Source organism: Parasphingorhabdus marina DSM 22363, assembly GCF_900128895.1.
GTDB classification, from domain to species: Bacteria; Pseudomonadota; Alphaproteobacteria; order Sphingomonadales; family Sphingomonadaceae; genus Parasphingorhabdus; species Parasphingorhabdus marina.
The window spans coordinates 1,527,120-1,546,423 of sequence record NZ_FSQW01000002.1; the positions used below are offsets into that span (position 1 = coordinate 1,527,120).

Annotated in this window: 16 protein-coding genes; 9 read left to right on the forward strand and 7 right to left on the reverse strand. The window is 58.1% G+C overall.

Annotated elements, in window-relative coordinates:
* Positions 1 to 19: 19 nt before the first annotated feature.
* Positions 20 to 1,939 (reverse strand): polysaccharide biosynthesis protein, encoded by a 1,920-nt coding sequence (locus BUQ90_RS17100; RefSeq protein WP_074206278.1) that lies wholly within the window; start codon positions 1,937 to 1,939, stop codon positions 20 to 22.
* A gap of 331 nt (positions 1,940 to 2,270) precedes the next feature.
* Between BUQ90_RS17100 and BUQ90_RS17105 the strand changes: the two genes are divergently transcribed.
* The 3 genes from BUQ90_RS17105 to BUQ90_RS17115 are packed head-to-tail and all read left to right on the forward strand — an operon-like array spanning position 2,271 to position 5,472.
* The gene (locus BUQ90_RS17105) at positions 2,271 to 3,575 is read left to right on the forward strand and encodes a UDP-glucose dehydrogenase family protein (protein ID WP_074206279.1); all 1,305 of its coding nucleotides are present in this window, start codon (positions 2,271 to 2,273) and stop codon (positions 3,573 to 3,575) included.
* A gap of 18 nt (positions 3,576 to 3,593) precedes the next feature.
* Positions 3,594 to 4,397, forward strand: a complete 804-nt coding sequence (locus BUQ90_RS17110; RefSeq protein WP_074206280.1) for a class I mannose-6-phosphate isomerase — start codon at positions 3,594 to 3,596, stop codon at positions 4,395 to 4,397.
* 7 nt (positions 4,398 to 4,404) lie between these two features.
* Positions 4,405 to 5,472 (forward strand): mannose-1-phosphate guanylyltransferase/mannose-6-phosphate isomerase, encoded by a 1,068-nt coding sequence (locus BUQ90_RS17115; protein ID WP_074206281.1) that lies wholly within the window; start codon positions 4,405 to 4,407, stop codon positions 5,470 to 5,472.
* A 34-nt stretch (positions 5,473 to 5,506) separates the two neighbouring features.
* On the opposite strand, the gene BUQ90_RS17120 is transcribed toward BUQ90_RS17115, so the two are convergent.
* Complete coding sequence (locus tag BUQ90_RS17120) at positions 5,507 to 5,863, reverse strand: hypothetical protein (RefSeq protein WP_074206282.1); 357 nt, start codon at positions 5,861 to 5,863, stop codon at positions 5,507 to 5,509.
* Positions 5,864 to 5,954: 91 nt separating this feature from the next.
* On the opposite strand from BUQ90_RS17120, the gene wecB reads away from it, so the two are divergent.
* Both wecB and wecC read left to right on the forward strand, forming a co-directional pair.
* Complete coding sequence (gene wecB, locus BUQ90_RS17125; RefSeq protein ID WP_074206532.1) at positions 5,955 to 7,100, forward strand: non-hydrolyzing UDP-N-acetylglucosamine 2-epimerase; 1,146 nt, start codon at positions 5,955 to 5,957, stop codon at positions 7,098 to 7,100.
* A 106-nt stretch (positions 7,101 to 7,206) separates the two neighbouring features.
* Entirely contained in the window at positions 7,207 to 8,505 is a 1,299-nt protein-coding gene (gene wecC / locus BUQ90_RS17130; protein WP_074206283.1) for a UDP-N-acetyl-D-mannosamine dehydrogenase, read from the forward strand.
* Here the strand turns inward: wecC and BUQ90_RS17135 are convergent.
* Positions 8,502 to 9,218: a class I SAM-dependent methyltransferase gene (locus BUQ90_RS17135; protein ID WP_074206284.1), complete on the reverse strand. Its 717-nt coding sequence runs from the start codon at positions 9,216 to 9,218 to the stop codon at positions 8,502 to 8,504. The two genes, wecC and BUQ90_RS17135, sit on opposite strands and share 4 nt — an antisense overlap.
* On the reverse strand, positions 9,215 to 10,141 hold the full coding sequence (locus tag BUQ90_RS17140; protein ID WP_159437136.1) for a lysylphosphatidylglycerol synthase domain-containing protein: 927 nt from the start codon (positions 10,139 to 10,141) through the stop codon (positions 9,215 to 9,217). Before BUQ90_RS17140 ends, BUQ90_RS17135 begins: the two co-directional genes overlap by 4 nt.
* 161 nt (positions 10,142 to 10,302) lie before the next feature.
* Between BUQ90_RS17140 and BUQ90_RS17145 the strand changes: the two genes are divergently transcribed.
* Positions 10,303 to 11,406, forward strand: a complete 1,104-nt coding sequence (locus BUQ90_RS17145; RefSeq protein ID WP_074206286.1) for a polysaccharide pyruvyl transferase family protein — start codon at positions 10,303 to 10,305, stop codon at positions 11,404 to 11,406.
* Here BUQ90_RS17145 and BUQ90_RS17150 read toward each other — a convergent pair.
* Genes BUQ90_RS17150 through BUQ90_RS17160 form a run of 3 tightly spaced genes read right to left on the reverse strand, consistent with a single transcriptional unit; the run spans position 11,374 to position 15,349 of the window.
* Positions 11,374 to 12,651, reverse strand: a complete 1,278-nt coding sequence (locus BUQ90_RS17150) for a glycosyltransferase (RefSeq protein WP_074206287.1) — start codon at positions 12,649 to 12,651, stop codon at positions 11,374 to 11,376. The two genes, BUQ90_RS17145 and BUQ90_RS17150, sit on opposite strands and share 33 nt — an antisense overlap.
* Positions 12,652 to 14,346, reverse strand: coding sequence for a glycosyltransferase family 39 protein (locus BUQ90_RS17155; RefSeq protein WP_074206288.1), 1,695 nt, complete (start codon positions 14,344 to 14,346; stop codon positions 12,652 to 12,654).
* Positions 14,339 to 15,349, reverse strand: coding sequence for a glycosyltransferase family 2 protein (locus BUQ90_RS17160; protein WP_074206289.1), 1,011 nt, complete (start codon positions 15,347 to 15,349; stop codon positions 14,339 to 14,341). Before BUQ90_RS17160 ends, BUQ90_RS17155 begins: the two co-directional genes overlap by 8 nt.
* A 187-nt stretch (positions 15,350 to 15,536) precedes the next feature.
* Between BUQ90_RS17160 and BUQ90_RS17165 the strand changes: the two genes are divergently transcribed.
* The 3 genes from BUQ90_RS17165 to BUQ90_RS17175 all read left to right on the forward strand — a co-directional run bounded on the left by BUQ90_RS17165 (position 15,537) and on the right by BUQ90_RS17175 (position 19,146).
* Complete coding sequence (locus tag BUQ90_RS17165; protein ID WP_074206290.1) at positions 15,537 to 16,418, forward strand: HpcH/HpaI aldolase/citrate lyase family protein; 882 nt, start codon at positions 15,537 to 15,539, stop codon at positions 16,416 to 16,418.
* 91 nt (positions 16,419 to 16,509) lie between these two features.
* Positions 16,510 to 17,964, forward strand: a complete 1,455-nt coding sequence (locus tag BUQ90_RS17170) for a coniferyl aldehyde dehydrogenase (protein WP_084192772.1) — start codon at positions 16,510 to 16,512, stop codon at positions 17,962 to 17,964.
* A gap of 12 nt (positions 17,965 to 17,976) precedes the next feature.
* The gene (locus tag BUQ90_RS17175; RefSeq protein ID WP_074206291.1) at positions 17,977 to 19,146 is read left to right on the forward strand and encodes a CaiB/BaiF CoA transferase family protein; all 1,170 of its coding nucleotides are present in this window, start codon (positions 17,977 to 17,979) and stop codon (positions 19,144 to 19,146) included.
* Positions 19,147 to 19,304 lie beyond the last annotated feature (158 nt).

The window sequence follows — 19,304 nt, forward strand, 5'->3', positions numbered from 1 at the left end:
CCGCTGCTCAGCCTCCTGATCAGGACGCCTGCTGTTCCGCATCATTGTCCCGTTCGTGCTCAAATTCGGGTACCAGCTGGTTGAGCAGGTCAATCACTTCTGAGCGTTCACGAGAATTACGGAACCGATGGATCAGCTCCTCAAGCCTGTCCCGGTCAAGAAAATCTTCATGCGCCATCATGATCCGGTCGTGCACCGTTTTCTCCGGATTGTTGCCGATGATCAGTTCCTCGTAGAGTTTTTCACCAGGACGCAATCCGACTTCCTGAATCTCGATGTCTCCATCCGGATGTGATTCGGATCTGACCGTCAGGCCGGACAGCTGTACCATGGTCTTCGCCAGATCGGCGATGCGCACGGATTTGCCCATGTCGAGAACAAAAACTTCACCGCCCTTGGCCATCCCGGCCGCCTGAATGACCAGTTGTGAGGCCTCTGGTATGGTCATGAAATACCGGGTCACATCCCGGTGGGTGAGAGTGATCGGACCACCGGATTCAATCTGCTGACGGAAAAGCGGCACGACCGAGCCACTGGATCCCAGCACATTTCCGAAACGAACCATCGAAAATCTGGTTTTCTTGCTGATCGCGGCGAAGGCCTGCACCACCTGTTCGGCACCTCTTTTGGAGGCTCCCATGATGTTGGTGGGCCGGACGGCCTTGTCGGTACTGACAAGAATGAAGTCGCTGACGCCCGCCTCGTGGGCGGCATTCACAACTTCAAACGTCCCGAACAGATTGTTGCGGATCCCTTCGACCGGATTGGCTTCCACCAGCGGCACATGTTTGTAGGCTGCGGCATGAAAAATTGTGTCGGGATTCCAGCGTGCCAGGATCTCCCTGACACGGCCGGCATCGGTCACGGATCCCAGAACCGGAACAATCTGAAGGTTTTCCAGCGACCGGGATTTCCCGAGATTGCGCAATTCTTTCTCGATCGCATAAAGCGAGTATTCCGACAGTTCGAACATGATCAACCGGCGTGCACCGCATTGCGCGATCTGGCGGCAAAGTTCGCTGCCAATCGAGCCCCCCGCTCCGGTTACGAGAACGGTCTTTCCGACAATTGTCCGGCCCAGGAGCAATTCGTTCGGTGCAACCGGTTCCCGCCCGAGCAGATCCTCGATGTCCAGCTCCCGGATGTCGTTGAACGAAACCTTGCCATCAATGATTTCCTTCATGTTCGGCAGGGTCTGAACATGCACCTGGAATTGCTGGACCTGGTCAACAATGGCCCGCCGTTTTTTTCTCGAGATATTTGGCAGCGCCAGCAAAATGTCGGTTATTTCATGCTTCTCGATAATGCTCTGGAGCTTCCCGCTCCAGAAAACCCTGTCTCCGTCCAGTTTCTGGCCCTCCAGTCGACGATCATCATCCACATATCCCAGCAAGCGGGTGGAAGGTTCGGAGCGCATCGACGAAGCCAGCTGCTGTCCGGCACTTCCCGCACCGTAAATCAGAACAGTCTTCACCTGACCGCCAAACAGCCGGCGACCCAGGATGTCGACCATCAGATATCGCGCCATGATCCGGGAAAAACCAACAAGGAAGAAAAAGAGCATCGGCTGAATAGCGCCCACCGTGCGGGGAACGCCATCGATGCCAATGACCGAGAATACGACCACCATCGGCATTCCAAAGAGTATGAATGCGCGTGCAAGCGTCTTCATCATGCCGGAGCCCGCATAGCGGAAGATCGCGTTGTAGACGCCGGTAAAATAAAAGATCGGCAGCATGAACAACAGGGCCCCGAATACCAGCTTCTGCACGGCAAGGTCCCAGAATACCCAGACACCAATGCGGAGCGAATAGGCTATCCAGATGGACTGAACGCACAAAACGATGTCAAGAAGGACAACGACTGCCTGCTTTTGCCACCTGGAAAGTCCGGCAACGCGCTTGAGCAAGGATGTTACAATGGCAGTCAGAGTTTCCATATCTTAGGCCTTGGCCCTTTTCGCAACTTGTACAACAATACTGGCCCGCGCTTTTAGTCGAGACTCGTCTGCTTGCCAAATCATTCAGCGCGAAAAGCCTGTACCGATTCAACGCATGGATGTTCAAAACCCTTCGCCTACAGGGAAAAAATCGGTGTCAGGGTCGAAAACGCAACGGTAAATTTACACATTTTCTTTAGGAAACAGTCCATTAACAACGGCCGTTTGCCATTCGTTTGCCAACCTTGACCGGCAAAGTGCAACAGGCCACAAGCGGTCGGGTAAGCACCTTTTTCAGGGCGGCAAACAATTTGGGTTTTAAGGAATAGTAATGAAAATAGCGATGATTGGCTCGGGCTATGTGGGACTCGTGTCCGGTGCATGTTTTGCGGATTTCGGGCATCAGGTCGTTTGCGTCGACAAGGACGCTGGAAAAATCGAGCGCCTGAACCAGAATATCATGCCGATTTACGAGCCGGGTCTGGCCGATCTTGTCAAGTCGAATGTCGATAATGGCCGGCTGTCCTTTTCGACCGACCTCCCGGAGTCCGTAAAGGATTGCGATGCTGTCTTTATCGCAGTCGGGACTCCTTCCCGGCGCGGCGATGGTCATGCCGATCTCAGCTATGTCTACGCTGCCAGCGAAGAAATCGCGGCATCAATCACCCGGCCGACCGTTGTCGTAACCAAGTCCACCGTTCCCGTGGGCACGGGTGACGAAGTGGAAATGATCCTGTCGAAAAAACTCGACCCCAGCCAGTTTGCCGTTGTTTCCAATCCGGAATTCCTGCGCGAAGGTGCGGCCATCGGAGACTTCAAACGGCCAGACCGGATCGTTATCGGGGTGGAAACGGACTGGGCGAAGGACGTGATGAGCGAGATCTACCGGCCTCTGTTTCTCAATGAGTCACCGATCCTGTTCACGGGTCGTCGCACCGCTGAACTCATCAAATATGCTGCCAATGCCTTTCTTGCGACGAAAATTACCTTCATCAACGAGATCGCTGATCTGTGCGAAAAAGTGGGTGCCAATGTCCAGGAAGTATCGCGCGGTATTGGTCTCGACAATCGTATCGGATCCAAATTTCTGCATGCTGGCCCCGGATATGGCGGCAGCTGTTTCCCGAAGGACACGCTGGCCTTGCTCAAAACGGCCCAGGATCATGAGAGTCCGGTGCGCATTGTGGAAGCAGTTGTCCAGGTCAATGACCAGCGCAAGCGTGCGATGGGCCGGAAGGTCGTGCATGCACTGGGCGGCGAAGCGCGCGGCAAGAAAATCGCGCTGCTCGGTCTCACCTTCAAGCCAAATACCGACGACATGCGCGATGCACCGGCGATTGCCATTGCCCAGACCCTGGTCGATGCGGGGGCTGAAGTCTGCGCCTATGACCCGGAAGGCATGGAGATTGCAGCTGAACTGATGCCCAACGTTGAAATGATGTCCGACAGCTACAGCGCCGCCGAGAATGCTGATGCGGTGGTCATCGTGACGGAATGGGACGCGTTCCGCGCACTTGATCTGGAAAAGCTTGGCAACGCCATGTCAGGAAACGTCCTGGTCGATTTGCGCAATATCTATCATCCGGCGGACGTCGCCAAAAGCGGTCTGACCTATACCAGCGTCGGGCGCAGCTGACCGGGCGGGAACAGTCACATGAAACTCCGGCGCAAAATAGTTAAAAAACCGTGGGGCCAGACGGCACTGCCGGAGATTTTTGGCGGCAAGCAGAAGGAGAAGACTGGCGAAATCTGGTTTCAGGCGCCGAAGGGTGTCACGCCGGCGCTGATGACCAAATATCTGTTCACCAGCGAGAAGCTGTCCATCCAGGTTCATCCCGACAACCGGCTCGCCCGGCGGGAGGGTTATCCGCACGGCAAGGACGAATGCTGGTATGTTGTCGACGCGGAGCCCGAAGCCTTGCTTGGTCTCGGGTTGACCAAGGAGGTGAGCCGCACCAAATTGCATGCCGCTGTTGCCTGCGGACAGCTGGAGCCCCTGATCGACTGGAAACCGGTAAGGGCAGGTGATTTCTATTATGTCCCGGCTGGCACCATCCATGCCATCGGTCCGGGCATAACTCTGATCGAGGTTCAGCAAAATGTCGATTTGACTTATCGGCTATATGATTATGGCCGTCCCCGGGAGCTGCATCTCGAACAGGCACTGGAAGCGGCAACGCTGAAACCCTATGCCGACGACAATCATCTGGCAGTCGATCCCGGTACCACCGCGCAATTGCGCGAAGGCCGGCATTTTCGCCTGTTCCATGTCGCCGGGACTGATGTGGGAACGCTGGGCGAGGCGAAGGCGGCAGAGTGGCAAGTCGTTCCGCTCGAGGGGAAAACCACGGTCCGGGACAAGCTAATCGCTCCCGGAGAATGCGGCCTTTGCACAAAGCTGTCCGAGATCGACTTGTCTCAAAACCAGCGATGCCTGATCGCGACCACGGTGAAGTGAGCATCGGATGACCGATCAGGATCTGATAACTCCCGTAATATTGTCCGGTGGTTCCGGAACCCGTCTGTGGCCCCTGTCCACCGATGACCAGCCCAAACAGTTCCTTCATCTGCTCGGCCCGCTCAGTCTGTTCCAGCTGACATTGCAGCGTTGCCAGCAAGATGACCTGTTTGACACACCGATAATCGTTGGTGGGGCCCGTCATGCCGGACTGGCGGAACAACAGATAGACGAGGTTGGAGCAGAAGTCGGAACCCATATTCTCGAACCCTGCGCGCGCAATACTGCCCCGGCCATCGCTCTGGCCGCTCTCGCCTGCGATAACCCGCAAACACCAATGCTGGTCATGCCGAGTGATCATCTGATCAAGGATGTACCCGACTTCCAGGGAGCTGTCCGCAACTCTCTCGCGCTGGCCAAGGCCCGCTGGCTGGTGACCTTCGGGATTGAGCCAGCGGCCCCTGAAACCGGTTATGGCTACATCCGTCAGGGGGAACCGATATTCGGCAGCGCCAACAGCTTTGCCGCGCGCAGCTTCGTCGAAAAGCCCAATAGCGAAAATGCAGAACGGATGCTCGATGAAGGCGGTTATTTCTGGAATGCCGGAATATTCCTGTTTCGGGCAGATTGCTATCTGGCAGCGCTGGAAGAACATAATCCGCAAATGCTGCGAGCCGCCCGGGAAGCCATGGACAAGGCTGTGCATGACGGCAACCGGGTGAACCCTGAGGAAGGGGCCTTTTCCGCAGCTCCTTCGGACTCGATTGATTATGCGGTCATGGAAAAGGCGGAAAAAGTCGCGGTAACACCGGTGAACCCGGGCTGGTCGGATGTCGGCAGCTGGGATTCGCTGTTCGAAGTGCAGACCCCGGATGATCAGGGGAATGTGACCAGCGGTGACGCGTTGGCAGTGAATTCAACAGGCAATTTCCTGCGGTCCGACGGAATCAGCGTGGCAACCTATGGCGTGGACAATATGATAATCGTCACCAGCGGAAACCAGGTTCTGGTGCTCCCGCGCGGAGAATCCCAGAACGTCAAGAAGATCCTGATGGAACTGAACCGCGAGAACTGACGCCCAGGGCGGAAGTTGCTTGACCGATAGTTCTTCAGTCTTTTTCTTCAACAAGCGGCTGGTCATCTGTTCGGCCTGTAAGCAGATTCGGCCAGTATCTCGCGACAAGCAACAAAACCGTTGGCAGGATCATGGTGTTGCGCATGTCATGTAGCGAGGCAGCGCGATAAAGGTCGATACTCCACTGCTGGGGGCCAGCATGTTGCAGATCGAGATATTCGTTTAGCAACGCCACAATCAACGCGGCAATCCATGGCAGCGGGCTGCTCAGCGGACGCCGCACAATTATGGCCGTCAATATCTGTATCAGCAGCGCCCCGTAAATATGCAGCGCATCTCTATCCAGGGACAGGGTTTCCGCGAACCAGATCTTGATTTCATACCATTCCATGCGGGGCTTCTGTCCAATCCATCCCTAACCGTCAATGAATGAAAAACATGATTATCGGATTTTTAGCCAATTGCTGATAGATCTTCCGGCCATGAACAACGCAAACAGCTCTGCTCCGAAGGTGTTGGTCATTTTCGGTACGCGCCCGGAGGCAATCAAGCTTTTTCCGGTGGTTCGTGCCTTGTCGGCACAGCCTGCTCTCCGGACGGTCACCTGCGTGACAGCCCAGCACCGGCAAATGCTGGATCAGGTGCTGGATATTGCCGAAATCCGGCCGGATCATGATCTCGACCTGATGCGTGCAGATCAAAGCCTCGATGAACTGACGACCAGGTTACTGCAAGGCATCGGGAAGACACTCGATGCTGTTCAGCCGCAACGGATAATCGTCCAGGGCGATACGGCCACCGCCATGTGCGGCGCACTGGCCGCCTATTACCGGCAGATACCCGTTAGCCATGTCGAAGCCGGCCTGCGCAGCTACAATATTTATCACCCCTGGCCGGAAGAGGTGAACCGCAAGATTATCGGGACAATAGCGGACCAGCACTTCGCTCCGACGGAGACATCGGCAGAGGCCTTGCGTAGCGAAAACATTCCGGAAAACCAGATCAGCATTACCGGCAATACCGTAATCGATGCCCTGCTGGTCACAGCAGAAAAGGTCGGCAAGGACATTGCCCTGAACCCGGAACTGACAGCGCTGCTGGGCCGTTTTGCGGACCGGAAAATCATCGGTGTGACCAGTCATCGCCGGGAGAATTTCGGCGACGGACTGAACCAGATCTCCGCCGCCTTGCGCAATATCGCCGCGCGAGATGACGTGGCCCTGATTTTCCCGATCCACCTCAACCCCAATGTCCGTGCCGTGATGAACAATGCACTGGGCGGGCTGGACAATGTCGCGATGATCGAGCCGCTGGACTATCCCAATTTCGTCGGTCTGCTGGGGGCGTGCCATTTCATGCTGACCGACAGCGGCGGCGTGCAGGAAGAAGCGCCGGCTCTCGGCAAACCGGTGCTGGTCATGCGCAACACGACCGAGCGTCCGGAAGGTGTCGAGGCCGGCACCGCAAAGCTGGTCGGTACCGATCCGGATCTGATCGAGACAGAGGCTTGCAGGTTGCTGGATGAACAGGATTATTATGACAGCATGGCCAGGGCTCACAATCCCTTCGGAGACGGCAAATCGAGCGAACGCATCGCCGATATTGTCGCGGCGAGCCTGACCCGCTGACCAACCCGCCCGGCAAGAGCGTCATTACCGGTTTGTTTACGATATTCCGCTAGCCTGAAATCCCGAAAATTGCGCCTTTTTGGCGTCTTGAGGAGATTTTTGCACGATGCTGTCCGACGAGAAGCCTTCCGTTTGCGTTCTGGGCCTGGGATATATTGGCCTGCCGACTGCCGCGGTGATCGCCCGTTCCGGGTGCAAGGTGCTGGGCGTGGATGTCACCGATCATGTCGTCGACACCATCAACAGCGGCAAAATCCATATCGAGGAAGTCGACCTTGATGGCCTCGTCCAGGGCGTGGTCTCACGCGGAACACTGCGCGCGTCTTTGATGGTTGAACCCGCCGACGTCTTCGTCATTGCGGTTCCGACACCCTTTGGCGACGATCATGTTCCGGATACCAGCTATGTCATGGAAGCAGCGACCAATGTCGCGGCCGCGCTGAAACCCGGCGATTGCGTGATTCTGGAATCCACCTCCCCGGTCGGAACGACCGAGAAGATGCGCGACCTGATCGCGAAACTCCGTCCGGACCTCAAAATCCCCGGAATGACCAAGGATATTCCCGATATCGCGATTTCCTATTGTCCCGAACGCGTATTGCCCGGGAAAATTCTCGAGGAACTGACCAATAACGATCGCTGTATTGGCGGTATCACGCCGCGCTGTGCCCGCAAGGCGCTGGGATTTTATCGCCGGTTCGTGCGCGGAGAATGCGTGACCACTTCTGCACGGGCTGCAGAAATGACCAAGCTGGTGGAAAACAGCTATCGCGACGTGAATATTGCCTTCGCCAACGAGCTCTCCATTGTTGCCGACCAGATGGATCTCGATGTCTGGGAAGTCATCCGGCTGGCCAACCGCCACCCGCGCGTCAATATTCTGCAACCCGGCCCCGGCGTTGGCGGTCACTGCATCGCTGTCGATCCGTGGTTCATCATCCACGGCGCGCCGGAGCATACGCCGCTGATCCGCATTGCGCGGGAAGTCAATGACGGCAAGGTCGGACATGTCCTCGAACAGGCTTCGCTGATGATCGACGAATTGCCCGGCGTCCAGGTGGCCTGCTTCGGACTGGCGTTCAAGGCGAACATTGATGACTTTCGCGAGAGCCCGGCGCTGAAGATTGCCGCAAAACTGGCCCGCCGCTACCCGGGACGCATCAATATCGTTGAACCCTATGCCAGCGAGTTGCCGGCCGGGTTTGAAGGCACCGATACAAAATTGATCGATATTGACGAGGCGCTGGAAAGCTGTCCCGTGATGATCACTTTGACCGATCATGACATGTTCCGGTCAATTCCGCTCGACGAACGTTCCGGCAAGGTGGTTTATGACACACGGGGAATATGGCCCGATCAGCCGGACAATCTTCAGGCCGTCACCGACCTGCGGCTCGCCAGCTAGGCAGGTTTCCGGGCCAGAATCACATAATTTTTCGGATGACCCCGGTCGGTGATCTTGCACGCAAGATCAAGCCGGTAGAACAGGGCGGCAAGCAGTGCAGCGCTTCCCTTGACCAGCAACAGGAGCGGCCAAAACAGCACCGGCCACCAGGGCTTTTTCAGATAACGCGACGGACTTGCCGGCAATCGATGCGCCATGGTCTGGAACTGATAGCCGAGCGTTCCGAAATAGCCTTCCAGCCACTCCAGCCGGTCGATCTCAAATCCGGCCCTGGCGAAGATATGGCGATGCGCAAACTGGGTATAGCGATAGAAATCGTAGGGTTTTTCGTGTTCTTCATAGTAGAACGGGCAGGTACAGATTATCCGCCCGCCCGGCCGGGTCACCCGGTATAGCTCGGCCAGCACCTTGTCGGGCTCGGGAATGTGCTCCAGCACCTGGTTGAACACGATCCGGTCAAACAGATTGTCTTCGGTCGGTATGTCAGCCAGATCGCAAACATAGGTTGACCTGGCATACGGCTTGTCGACCATCTCGAAATCTGCGCTCTCATAGGTGCAATGGTCGAAAAATGGCCGATAGGGCTGTTCGCCGGCGCCAGCATCGAGCACCCGCATGCCCGGTTCGGTTTCGGCGGCAAAGGCCTGGTTATACCGCCTGAGATATTCGCGCGAGCTGTTGGGAAACACCCACCGCCTGATAAAGGATTTCATGTTTCGTTTCCCTTTGCCGGCATCTGCGGCTTGTCCGAATGATCTGTCTTCCAGGCCAGAATGGCGGCCAGCGGTGCGCTCACCGCAAAGCCGACAAGGCGATTGGCCGCAGAAGCCATAAAAGCCGCCGCAGCTGTCAGGCCGACAAGGGGACCGAGCAAGGCGGAAACACCCTCGCGAATGCCGAGCCCGGCCGGCACGATGGAAAAGGAAGCGCCCACAAATCCGGAAACCGTGAGTACGGATGCCTGACCAAATCCGGCCATGACACCCAGTGCCAGAAGACAGAGATAGAGCCGCAGTGCATCGAAAAGCACCAGCCCGAACTTGCAGGCAAACAGCTGGGCCGTGATCAGGCTGTCATCCAGCAGCTGCCTGCTCATCGCGAAACAGGCAATGGCGCCCGCAAGGCCGATCATCAAAAACAGCAGCCCGAGCATGCCGATACCACCGGCAACAAGCCAGATACCGGAATAACCGAATGAAACGGCCGCCCAAATCGCAACAACGAATATCATTGTTGAAGTTCCCTTTGCCACGCTGGCACCTTCTGATTTCAGTGCAGCGACGCGGACGATCGCGCCGCCGGGAATAGGCAAGAGATTGGCAACGCTGCCAACAATCGTTGTTTCTACCGCCGATTTCATGCCCACCCGGTGACCAATCAACCGGGCTGACAAAACGAATTCCAGCGCGTTGAAAAACATGGTGACGGGCACCGCAAACAGGGCAAGAACAACCAGCGGGGTCCACTGGACGTCCTGGAGCAGCTCCGGCTGGTTGCGCAGGGAGAGATAAATCCCGGCGACAAGGGCCAATACCGCAACAATCAGGACCGACCGGCGAAATCGCGGGCTTTTCATGGGTATCAAGCCCATGACATGGTCGGCTACAGCCAGAAATTTTCGCAGTATTTCGGGCAAAATCCAGTCCCTGACCTCGATTGGTGCATACCGGCAGCACATGTCCGGAATATCGCTTTCCATCTAGCCCGAATATGGTTACCAAATCCTTACCGGATCACGCTATCACAGGTGATCAGGCGATGTGCAAGCATCCGGAATAATGCCATTTTGGAGTGTCAATGTTTCTCGTGCTTCACGCATTCAGCCGCAGGAATTCAGGAGATGGCCTGCTCGTCGATCTGACACTCGAGGCGCTGGCTGACGCCGGGATAGACCAGTCGCAAATCGAAATCCTCGCCCTCGACCCGGAAAGCTTTGAAGAACCACCCAAAGTGCATCGCGCACCAGGCGAACCCTTTGCCGAACTGTCGCCCAAACTGGTCGGTGCCGGCATGGAATTACTGGCCAACCAGCTGGCCTCGGGCAAGATCGAAACCCTTGTCGCCAGGGCGCAGGGTGTGATTGCCGTTGGCGGAGGCTATCTGGTGGCGGATTCCCTTGTCCGCCAGTCGGGAGTTTTGCTCAACCATCTGGCGCAGTTGCGAACCGCCGCCCGCGCGTCCATCCCGTCCATCTATCTTCCACAAAGCGCTGGCCCCTTGCAGGGACCTGTAGGCCAGGCGGTGAAACGCCACCTCAATGCCGTCGACCTGTTTTGCGCCCGCGATGATATTACGCTGGAGGAGATTGGCGGCGACAATATTATCCGCTGCGCCGATCTTGCCGTGCTGAAACTCGCCCGGGGCGGCGACATCGGCGGACAGTCAATGGCAGTGGACGGCGCCCCGATCATTGTCGGAAGAGACCTTCCCCGCCCGGCAGACTATGTCAGCCGCCTGCAATCGCTGGGTGACAAGCTCACCGATCCGCTCTGGGCGGTCCAGGCGGATGTCGCCGGAGACCGCAGCGACCGCGCCTTTTATCAGCGGCAGAATATTGTGGATGACGGACCGCTTGCGACGATGCTGGAAACAGGTTCCGGCGGAGTTGTCATCTCGGTCCGGTTGCACGGAGCGATTGCGAGCCTGATTGCCGGCCGGCCTGCCATCCACCTTGCCTATGAACGCAAGGGCTGGGGAGCCTATGAAGATCTCGGACTGGGCGAGTGGGTGCATGATGCGCGATCATTCGATCCTGCCCTCGTTGCCGCTCAGGCAGAAGCCCTGCGGAAAGATCCGGCCCCGTTCTGGAAATGTGTCGAACAGGCCGCGCCCAGGCTGAACGCGCAATATGCGCAGCTTGTCGGGGAACTACGCGACCGGCTGGGACGCAATACCGGCTGAACCCAGATATTCGGTGATCAGCCGTTCCCAGCGATAGCGGGACATGATCTGCCGGATGCGGGCCGAACGCCTGGAAAGTTCTGTCATGTCCAGCTCCTGTGCGGACCGAAGCGCCTGCTTCAGGCTGTCGAGATCGGCCGGATCGGCGACAAAGAATATCTCCTGTTGCAATGCATCCCATTCGGGCAACATTTCGATATTCGTGTCCCGGCTGGCGATGACCATCTTGCCAAGGCACAGCGCTTCGAGAAGCGAGACCGGCAGGCCTTCAACATCCGAACCGGCTGCCACCGAGGTAAAAACAAAGACCTTGGTCTGTTCGAAAAACCGCTTCTTGCCCGCTCCGCTCAGATAGCCGGGAAATTCGATATCGGCGTCGCTTGCCGCGGCCACCAGCGCTTCCCGGTCTTCCCCGTCACCCGCAATGCCAGCCGAAACCGTCAATCCTTCCCGTTGCAGTCCGCTCAGGGCATCAATCAGATGCGGCAAGCCCTTTTTTCGGGACAGGCGCGAGATGGTTCCAAAATCATAACGAAAATCGGCCGTCTCGTCATAGCGGGACTGGTCTGCAGCGGCGAAGTCCGATTCCACACCCATTGGCAGGGTCAGGATCTTGTGCTCCATTTGCGCGCGCTGTGCAGCCGGAAACAGGTCCAGCGCCGCCCGTCGCTGGGCACTGTTGACGCAGAACAGTTTTTCCGATGCGCGAATGATCGTCCGGGCCAGTGCCCGTCCCGGCCCGCCCAGCCGGGAGAAGACCGCCAGGTCGGACGAGTGGTTCTGGATGATATAGGGGGTGCCCGTGCACAGCCTGATCAGCCAGGCGGTCAGCCCCTGTGGCATCACCCAGTGGGCGTAAATGAGGTCCAGCTGTTCCTTGCGCACCAGGAACAGGGCAGAAAAAAACTGGGCGATCAGAAAGGGCAGTATCAGCAGTGCCGTCACCGGCCGTTCCTTGATATTCGGCAAAATGGCCGGATAGGCCAGCTGTTGTGCCCGTTCCGGCCAGGCATAGCGAAAGCGCCGGACCCGGACGCCGCCGGTCATTTCTTCTCTTTCCGCGGAGGCATCATGCGGCGCCAGGATCGACACCCGATCAGCCGGGCGATCAGCCTGCCAGGCACGCGCCTGGTCGAGGACAAATGCCGGCTGCATGTCGCCCGCGAAACGCGGCAGGGTCGAGGTCAGGAAAAGCACGTTCATCTGGCCAGTGCGACTGAATATCTTGTGATCGGGCATCTCCATCTAAAAGCTTCCCGCAATCGGTCCGCCTGGGAAACCCTCTGGCAGCTGCGGGACATGGTCAAGCCCCCACAGTTTCAAGCAGGTTCCTTCTGTATAGCCAATTTGACGGACTCCCGCCTCGAGTCGGACGGTCGCACCGTCCCCGATGCGACGGCCATCGATGGTCAGGCTCCCGCCATCCAGCGACCAGGGCCCGGATCGCACGATCAACACGTCCTGTACCTGTGCAGCGGGGCAGATTTCCCGGCCGAGAAGGTAGATCGTGTCGCTGTGCTGCAAATAGTTGGTGCGCAGCGCAGCTATGTCACGCTCGGGCAGGAAGGGCGTCGGCTCGTCACTCGCATATATCGCATCCAGTGCGTCGCCCGTTGCGATGACAAAGGCGATGCGGCCCGCTTCGATATCCTCCGCGATCTGGCCACTGCGCTGTTCCCAGTAGCGCCGGAGTCCGACTCCCGAAATCAGGGAGGGAAACTGCCGGGGATAGTGCGGCATATATCCCGAATAGGAGAGATAGGGAGTCGGCTCGGGGTAGAGACGCTCCACTTCGTCAATCGTTGCACGCTGTCGTTCCAGTGTGCCCCAGGGTTCCTGCGTCAGCAGAAAGATCGGTCCCAGCAGGGCAAAGCCGATAACCGGCACCTGACCATAGCGTGTCACCGCGCGTTCCAGAACCGGCGCAATCGCGACGCAGATCGGTGGCAGCAGGAAGGTGAAAAAATACGGAAATGTATTGCGATAAAACAATATGCACAGCAGCGGGCCGCATAGTCCGAGCAGCATGATGATGGTGCGCGAAGACATGTTTCGCGCAACGAAAGGCAGCGCGATCAGACCGGCGGTCACAACCGGTGCAAAGGCTGCTTGTGCAAAGACATAACGGATTTTCTGGAACTCGAAAAAGCGCAGGAAATTCCCCAGACTGCGCTGGACATTGCTGCCTTGTGCTTCGCTCGCAGGCAGCCCCGCACCATGCAGACCAACCAGCAGGGCGAAACACAGCATTGCGACCAGCCCGACGCTGCAAAATTCCAGAAACCGGCGCAGCCGGCCCTCACCCTTTTCGGTCCAGCGGAGCCAGGCGAACGCCGCGAAACAGGGCAAATAGAAAATGCTCTTGATCGTCAGCGCCCCGGCAAATCCGACCAGCAATCCAGTCAGCGCGACACGCTTCCAGTTCAGCTGTCCGGATGCAAAAACATAGAGAGCCCACATCAGCGCGGCGGCGGCGACAGGATCGGTGCGATAGGTGAAGGCGTTGGTGAACACAAAGCCCGCGGTGAGGAAGACCAGACCGCTCAGGAGGGCGATCTCGAAGCGGACCAGACGTCTGGCCAGCGCCACGACTGCCGCAGCCGCCAGCACCGCACAAGCCAGCATGACCAGCCGTATTGCCTGGATCTGGGAAATGATATCGTCCGAAACGTCCGTCGCCCAGCTGAACAAGCGGGTTGGCAATGTCTGGATACTGCTGCCCAGCTGCCCGGCCTGCAACTCGTAGACCTGACCAAAGTGCAGAAACTCGTCCCAGTTGATTGCTTTCGCAAAGATCAGCCAGATCTGGCACAGGATCACGACGGCGAGCGTCGCGAAAATCAGCCGGGTTTGATGGACCGGCAGAGATCCGGAGCCAGTCATGGCTGCGGTTCCCGATGCACTGTCCGTTGTCATCATGCCGGAAGCGAGATCAGCCATCGGTTCCGTTTCGCGGCTGTTTCAGAGCTTGCCCCGCGCTGGTGTCAGCATCCTTGCCGGAGCGGAGTGTGTCCTCTACCTGATGCAATCGCTCGAGGGCCTGTTCCAGCAGCTGGCGGTTGCGCCCAACCAGATCGGCAATGGCACCGAACATCGCCGCAATGACACCCAGTGTGACAAGCGACCCGCCGATGACCAGCGACTGGACATGGCCATTGCCCTCGCCAATCGCGAAATAATAGAGAAATCGCAGAATCGGGGCAGCCCCGACGATCACTGCCAGTCCGCCGATCAGCATGAAGACTTTAAGCGGATTGTACATGGCATAGGCCCGGATCATGGTCGCGCCGGTATTGGTAATGAATTGCGGGATCGATTTGAACAAACGTGACGGACGCACCGCGCTGTTGGTCCGGATCGGAACCGAGACGATCGCCATCCGCTTGCGGCCGGCCTGGATCAGCATCTCGGTGGTGTAGGAAAAACTGGACGTAATGTTGATCCGCTGGGCCGCGCTGCGACTGATCGCGCGAAATCCGCTGACCGCATCCGTAATCTGGGTGTTGGAGAGCCGCTTGACGACGGCGCTGCCGAACATCTGCAAAAGCCGTTTGAACGGGCCGAAATGGGCATTGTTGCGGACGCCGCGATCCCCCACGACGATATCCGCTTCACCGGCCAGCACCGGGGCGACCAGCTTGCTGATATCCTGCCCCTCATATTGATTGTCGGCATCGGTATTGACGATAATGTCCGCACCTTCGGCCAGCGCCCTGGCAATGCCCGACTGAAAGGCTGCGGCCAGTCCGCGGTTGGTCCGGTGCCGCACGATGTGATGCACACCGAAACGGGCGGCCACCTCGCTGGTATTGTCACTGCTGCCATCATCGATGACCAGCAGTTCAATGGAATCGATCCCGTCTATCCGGCGCGGCAGCGCCACCAGCGTTTCGGGCAGACTGTCTGCTTCGTTGAAACAGGGTATCTGGATAATCAGCTTCATCTGATCCGCAATCCTTTGTCAAACACCCGGAATCCCGCGCGTAAAAAGCCATTAAAATTGGCTTAAATCCCTATGGTTAACAAAGGGTTTAATCAGCGGAATAAGCCGGACCCGCGATTCGGGTGGAAGCGCCGCGAATCCCGGACTTGATACTTGCCGCTCGGGCAGAATTTGATATGGCCGGAGCATGACCGATATCGACCACCGCCCGCGCCGTTCCTGCCTGTACATGCCGGCATCCAATGCCCGGGCGCTGGAAAAGGCCAAAACACTTTCCGCCGATACGATCATTTTCGATCTGGAAGATGCGGTTGCTCCCGAAGCCAAGTCCGAAGCCCGTGCACAGGCTTGTGCGGCCGTCACCTCGGGTGACTACGGGCCACGGGAGCTGGTCGTCCGGATCAACGGGATGGACACCGAATGGTTTGCCGATGACTTGCAACAGGTCTGCGCCAGCGGCGCCGCGGCGATTCTTGTTCCCAAGATCCGGAGCGCGGCGGATATCGTCACCCTGACCGAACGCATGGCCAAGGCAAATGCCGAGAACACTACCCGGCTCTGGGCGATGATCGAAATGCCCCTCGCGGTCCTCAATATCGGAGAGATCGCGGCCCAGGCCGAACGCGGCCGGCTTTCCGCTTTCGTCATGGGTTTCAACGATCTCGCCAAGGAAATGCGGGCCGAACAGGATCGTGCCCTGTTCACGCCGGCCATGGCCCAGACAGTGATGGCTGCCCGTGCCCATGGCATGGCGGTGCTGGACAGCGTCTATAATGATTTCAAGGATCCGGAGGGTCTTGAGGCCGAGTGCCGGCAGGGGCGAAAATATGGATTTGACGGCAAAACCCTGATTCATCCGTCGCAGATTGCCATTGCCAACCGGATATTTGCGCCCGGAGGGGATCAGATCGCCGAAGCACGAGCGATTGTCGCCGCTTTTGCCGATCCGGCCAATACCGGCAAAGGGGTGATCACAGTGGACGGCAAGATGACCGAAATCCTGCACCTTCGCCAGGCGGAACAGACTCTCGCGTTCGCCGAAATGATCGCCACCCGCGACTCCGGTTGAGCCTCGACAAACCGGCAAAAACTGGTTTAAGTGGTCAATTGAAACCAATAACGGGCCACAGCCCGAGGCGTACCGGCAAAGGAGAGGCAAAATGGAAGCACTGGAAGCAGCAGCGGGCGAAGTCCCCAGGGAAGAAATCGAACGTCTGTTCCAGGCACAGCGGGATGCGTTCCACGCCGAATTGCCGGTCACCTATGAAACGCGCATGGACCGGATCAACCGCACGGCCCAGATGATCATCGACAACAAGGATGCGCTTTGCGAGGCAGTGTCCAACGATTTCGGCCATCGCAGTTCGGTGCAAACGGTCATGACCGATCTCATGTCCGTCGTCGGCCATGCCAAGGACCACAAGAAGAACCTGAAGAAATGGATGCGCCCCGAGAAGCGCAAGACCGACTTTCCCCTGGGTCTGCTGGGAGCCAGTGGCCAGGTGGAGTATCAGCCCAAGGGCGTGGTTGGCGTGATCTCCCCGTGGAATTTCCCGATCAATCTGGCCTTTGACCCCGCCATCGGCGCCTTTGGCGCCGGCAACCGGGTGATGATCAAATTTTCCGAATTCTGTCCGGAGACCGGAGAACTGGTGAAACAGCTGGTCGCCAAATATTTCGCTCCCGAAGAAATGACCGTGATCACTGGCGGTCCCGAAACCGGCAAGGCTTTTTCGGAAATCCCTTGGGATCACCTGATCTTTACCGGCGGTGGCGGGATCGCCAAGCATGTCATGGCAGCCGCGGCGCAGAACCTGACCCCGGTGACGCTGGAGCTGGGCGGCAAGTCGCCGACGATCGTCGGTCCGGATGCCGATATCCAGAAGACCACCCAGCGCATTGCCATGGGCAAGATGATGAATGCCGGACAGATTTGCCTCGCGCCGGACTATTTGATGGTTCCGGCCGACAAGGAGGAGGCTGTGGTCGACGGCATTGCTTCCAGCGTTGCCGAGCAATATCCGACGCTGATCGCCAATGATGACTATACTTCGGTTATCAACGGCCGTCACAAGGAGCGGCTTCAAGGGCTGATCGACGATGCTGTCGCCAAGGGTGCGAAGCCGACCGAGGTCAATCCCGGCGGCGAGGATTTTGCCAATACCAACAGCAACAAGATGCCGCTCACGGTCCTGCAGAATGTCAACGAAGACATGCGCGTGATGCAGGAGGAAATTTTCGGACCGGTGCTGCCGGTGAAAACCTATCGCAATCTCGACGAAGTGGTGGAATATGTGAACGACCATGACCGGCCGCTTGGGCTCTATTATTTCGGCGAAACCGAATCCGACAAGCGCAAGTTGCTCGACAAGACGATATCCGGCGGCGTGACGGTCAATGACGTGATCTTCCACATCGCCCAGCATGACCTGCCCTTTGGCGGCGTTGGTCCCTCGGGCATGGGTGCCTATACAGGACCCGACGGCTTCAAGGAATTCAGCCATGCCAAGGCGGTCTATCGCCAGTCCAAACTGAACATTGCCAAAATTGCCGGTTTCCTGCCGCCTTATGGAGCGGGTACGGAAAAAACCATGAAACAGCAGATGAAGCTCTAGAACCCGACGCGCATGTCCGGATTTCCGCTCGCAGGACTGAAGGTCCTTGATTTTTCGCGTGTTGTCGCGGGGCCCTATGCCACGCGGATGCTGTCCGATCTCGGCGCCGAAGTGCTCAAGGTCGAGCCGCCCGAAGGCGATGTCACGCGCAAGCTGGCCAAGCGCGAGAGCGGTGTCAGCGGCAATTATCTGCAACTCAATATCGGCAAGCAGAATATCTGTATCGACCTCAAGGCCGAGGGCGCGAAGGAACTGATCCACGGGCTGGCGGCCAAGGCCGATATTGTTGTGGAAAATTTCCGGCCCGGGATCATGGACAGGTTCGGCATTGGCTGGAAAGATCTGTCCGCCGTCAATCCGCGCCTCGTGATGCTGTCCATTTCCGGCTACGGCCAGAATGGTCCCGAACGCGGCCGTGCCGCCTACGCGCCGGTCCTGCATGCCGAAACCGGGCTGATCGCGCGCCAGGCGGAGATGAGCGGCGGCCATCCCACCGATATCCAGTTTGCCATGGCCGACAGCTATTCCTCACTCCACGGAATCATCGCCATCCTGTCGGCACTGCGCATGCTCGACCAGACCGGCGAAGGCCAGCATATCGATCTCGCGATGCTTAATGTCCTGCATTCGGCCGATGACTATGCGCATTTCGCGCTTGACAACATCTGGCCCAAGGCCCCGGAAACGCTGGTCTGGGAGGCGCCTGAAAAGCGCCAGATCCTGATCACCGGGGACATGAAATGGCTGTGGATCATGTTCTCGACAAAGGATGGCCTTGCCGACCCGACGCCAGAAGGTGCCGACATTCCGACCAAGGTCCGCCTGCGCCGCGAGGCCATGGAGACGCATATAAGCGGGCATGCCAGCTTTGACGCGCTGACCGCCACGCTCGACCGGCTCAATCTCGCCTGGGGCGAAGTGCATGCCTTTGGCCCGGAGGTCTACGAACAGACCAGCGTCAAGGCGCTCGGCACGATCGTCGACGTGACCGATGATGACGGCAATGCCCGGCGGACCGTGCAGTCACCCTATCGCTTCTCCAAGTCCGCGAGCGGCATCGACAGCAACGCCCGGACGGCGAAGCGCGGCGAACATAATGTGAGCGCGTTGCAGAACTGGCTGGGCATGACGGAGGACGAGATCGCTGCCCTGGCAAAATCTGGCGCGCTGATCTCCGAATAAGATCCACCCCGGTTTGTCATTCCCGCACAGGCGGGAGTCCAGAGCGCCAACTCGTGCGTCCCGGCCCCCTCCTTCACGCCAAGGAGGGTCAAACATCAAATATGGCCACTGGAATTTGATACCACCAAAGGTCCGCTCAATCCCGAAAGCGGGTATTG

Excerpts from the sequence above, each read along its gene's own strand:
- BUQ90_RS17100 (WP_074206278.1), bottom strand. The coding sequence starts at position 1,939 with ATGGAAACTCTGACTGCCATTGTAACATCCTTGCTCAAGCGCGTTGCC.
- BUQ90_RS17105 (WP_074206279.1), top strand. The coding sequence starts at position 2,271 with ATGAAAATAGCGATGATTGGCTCGGGCTATGTGGGACTCGTGTCCGGT.
- BUQ90_RS17110 (WP_074206280.1), top strand. The coding sequence starts at position 3,594 with ATGAAACTCCGGCGCAAAATAGTTAAAAAACCGTGGGGCCAGACGGCA.
- BUQ90_RS17115 (WP_074206281.1), top strand. The coding sequence starts at position 4,405 with ATGACCGATCAGGATCTGATAACTCCCGTAATATTGTCCGGTGGTTCC.
- BUQ90_RS17120 (WP_074206282.1), bottom strand. The coding sequence starts at position 5,863 with ATGGAATGGTATGAAATCAAGATCTGGTTCGCGGAAACCCTGTCCCTG.
- wecB (WP_074206532.1), top strand. The coding sequence starts at position 5,955 with ATGAACAACGCAAACAGCTCTGCTCCGAAGGTGTTGGTCATTTTCGGT.
- wecC (WP_074206283.1), top strand. The coding sequence starts at position 7,207 with ATGCTGTCCGACGAGAAGCCTTCCGTTTGCGTTCTGGGCCTGGGATAT.
- BUQ90_RS17135 (WP_074206284.1), bottom strand. The coding sequence starts at position 9,218 with ATGAAATCCTTTATCAGGCGGTGGGTGTTTCCCAACAGCTCGCGCGAA.
- BUQ90_RS17145 (WP_074206286.1), top strand. The coding sequence starts at position 10,303 with ATGTTTCTCGTGCTTCACGCATTCAGCCGCAGGAATTCAGGAGATGGC.
- BUQ90_RS17150 (WP_074206287.1), bottom strand. The coding sequence starts at position 12,651 with ATGGAGATGCCCGATCACAAGATATTCAGTCGCACTGGCCAGATGAAC.
- BUQ90_RS17155 (WP_074206288.1), bottom strand. The coding sequence starts at position 14,346 with ATGGCTGATCTCGCTTCCGGCATGATGACAACGGACAGTGCATCGGGA.
- BUQ90_RS17160 (WP_074206289.1), bottom strand. The coding sequence starts at position 15,349 with ATGAAGCTGATTATCCAGATACCCTGTTTCAACGAAGCAGACAGTCTG.
- BUQ90_RS17165 (WP_074206290.1), top strand. The coding sequence starts at position 15,537 with ATGACCGATATCGACCACCGCCCGCGCCGTTCCTGCCTGTACATGCCG.
- BUQ90_RS17170 (WP_084192772.1), top strand. The coding sequence starts at position 16,510 with ATGGAAGCACTGGAAGCAGCAGCGGGCGAAGTCCCCAGGGAAGAAATC.
- BUQ90_RS17175 (WP_074206291.1), top strand. The coding sequence starts at position 17,977 with ATGTCCGGATTTCCGCTCGCAGGACTGAAGGTCCTTGATTTTTCGCGT.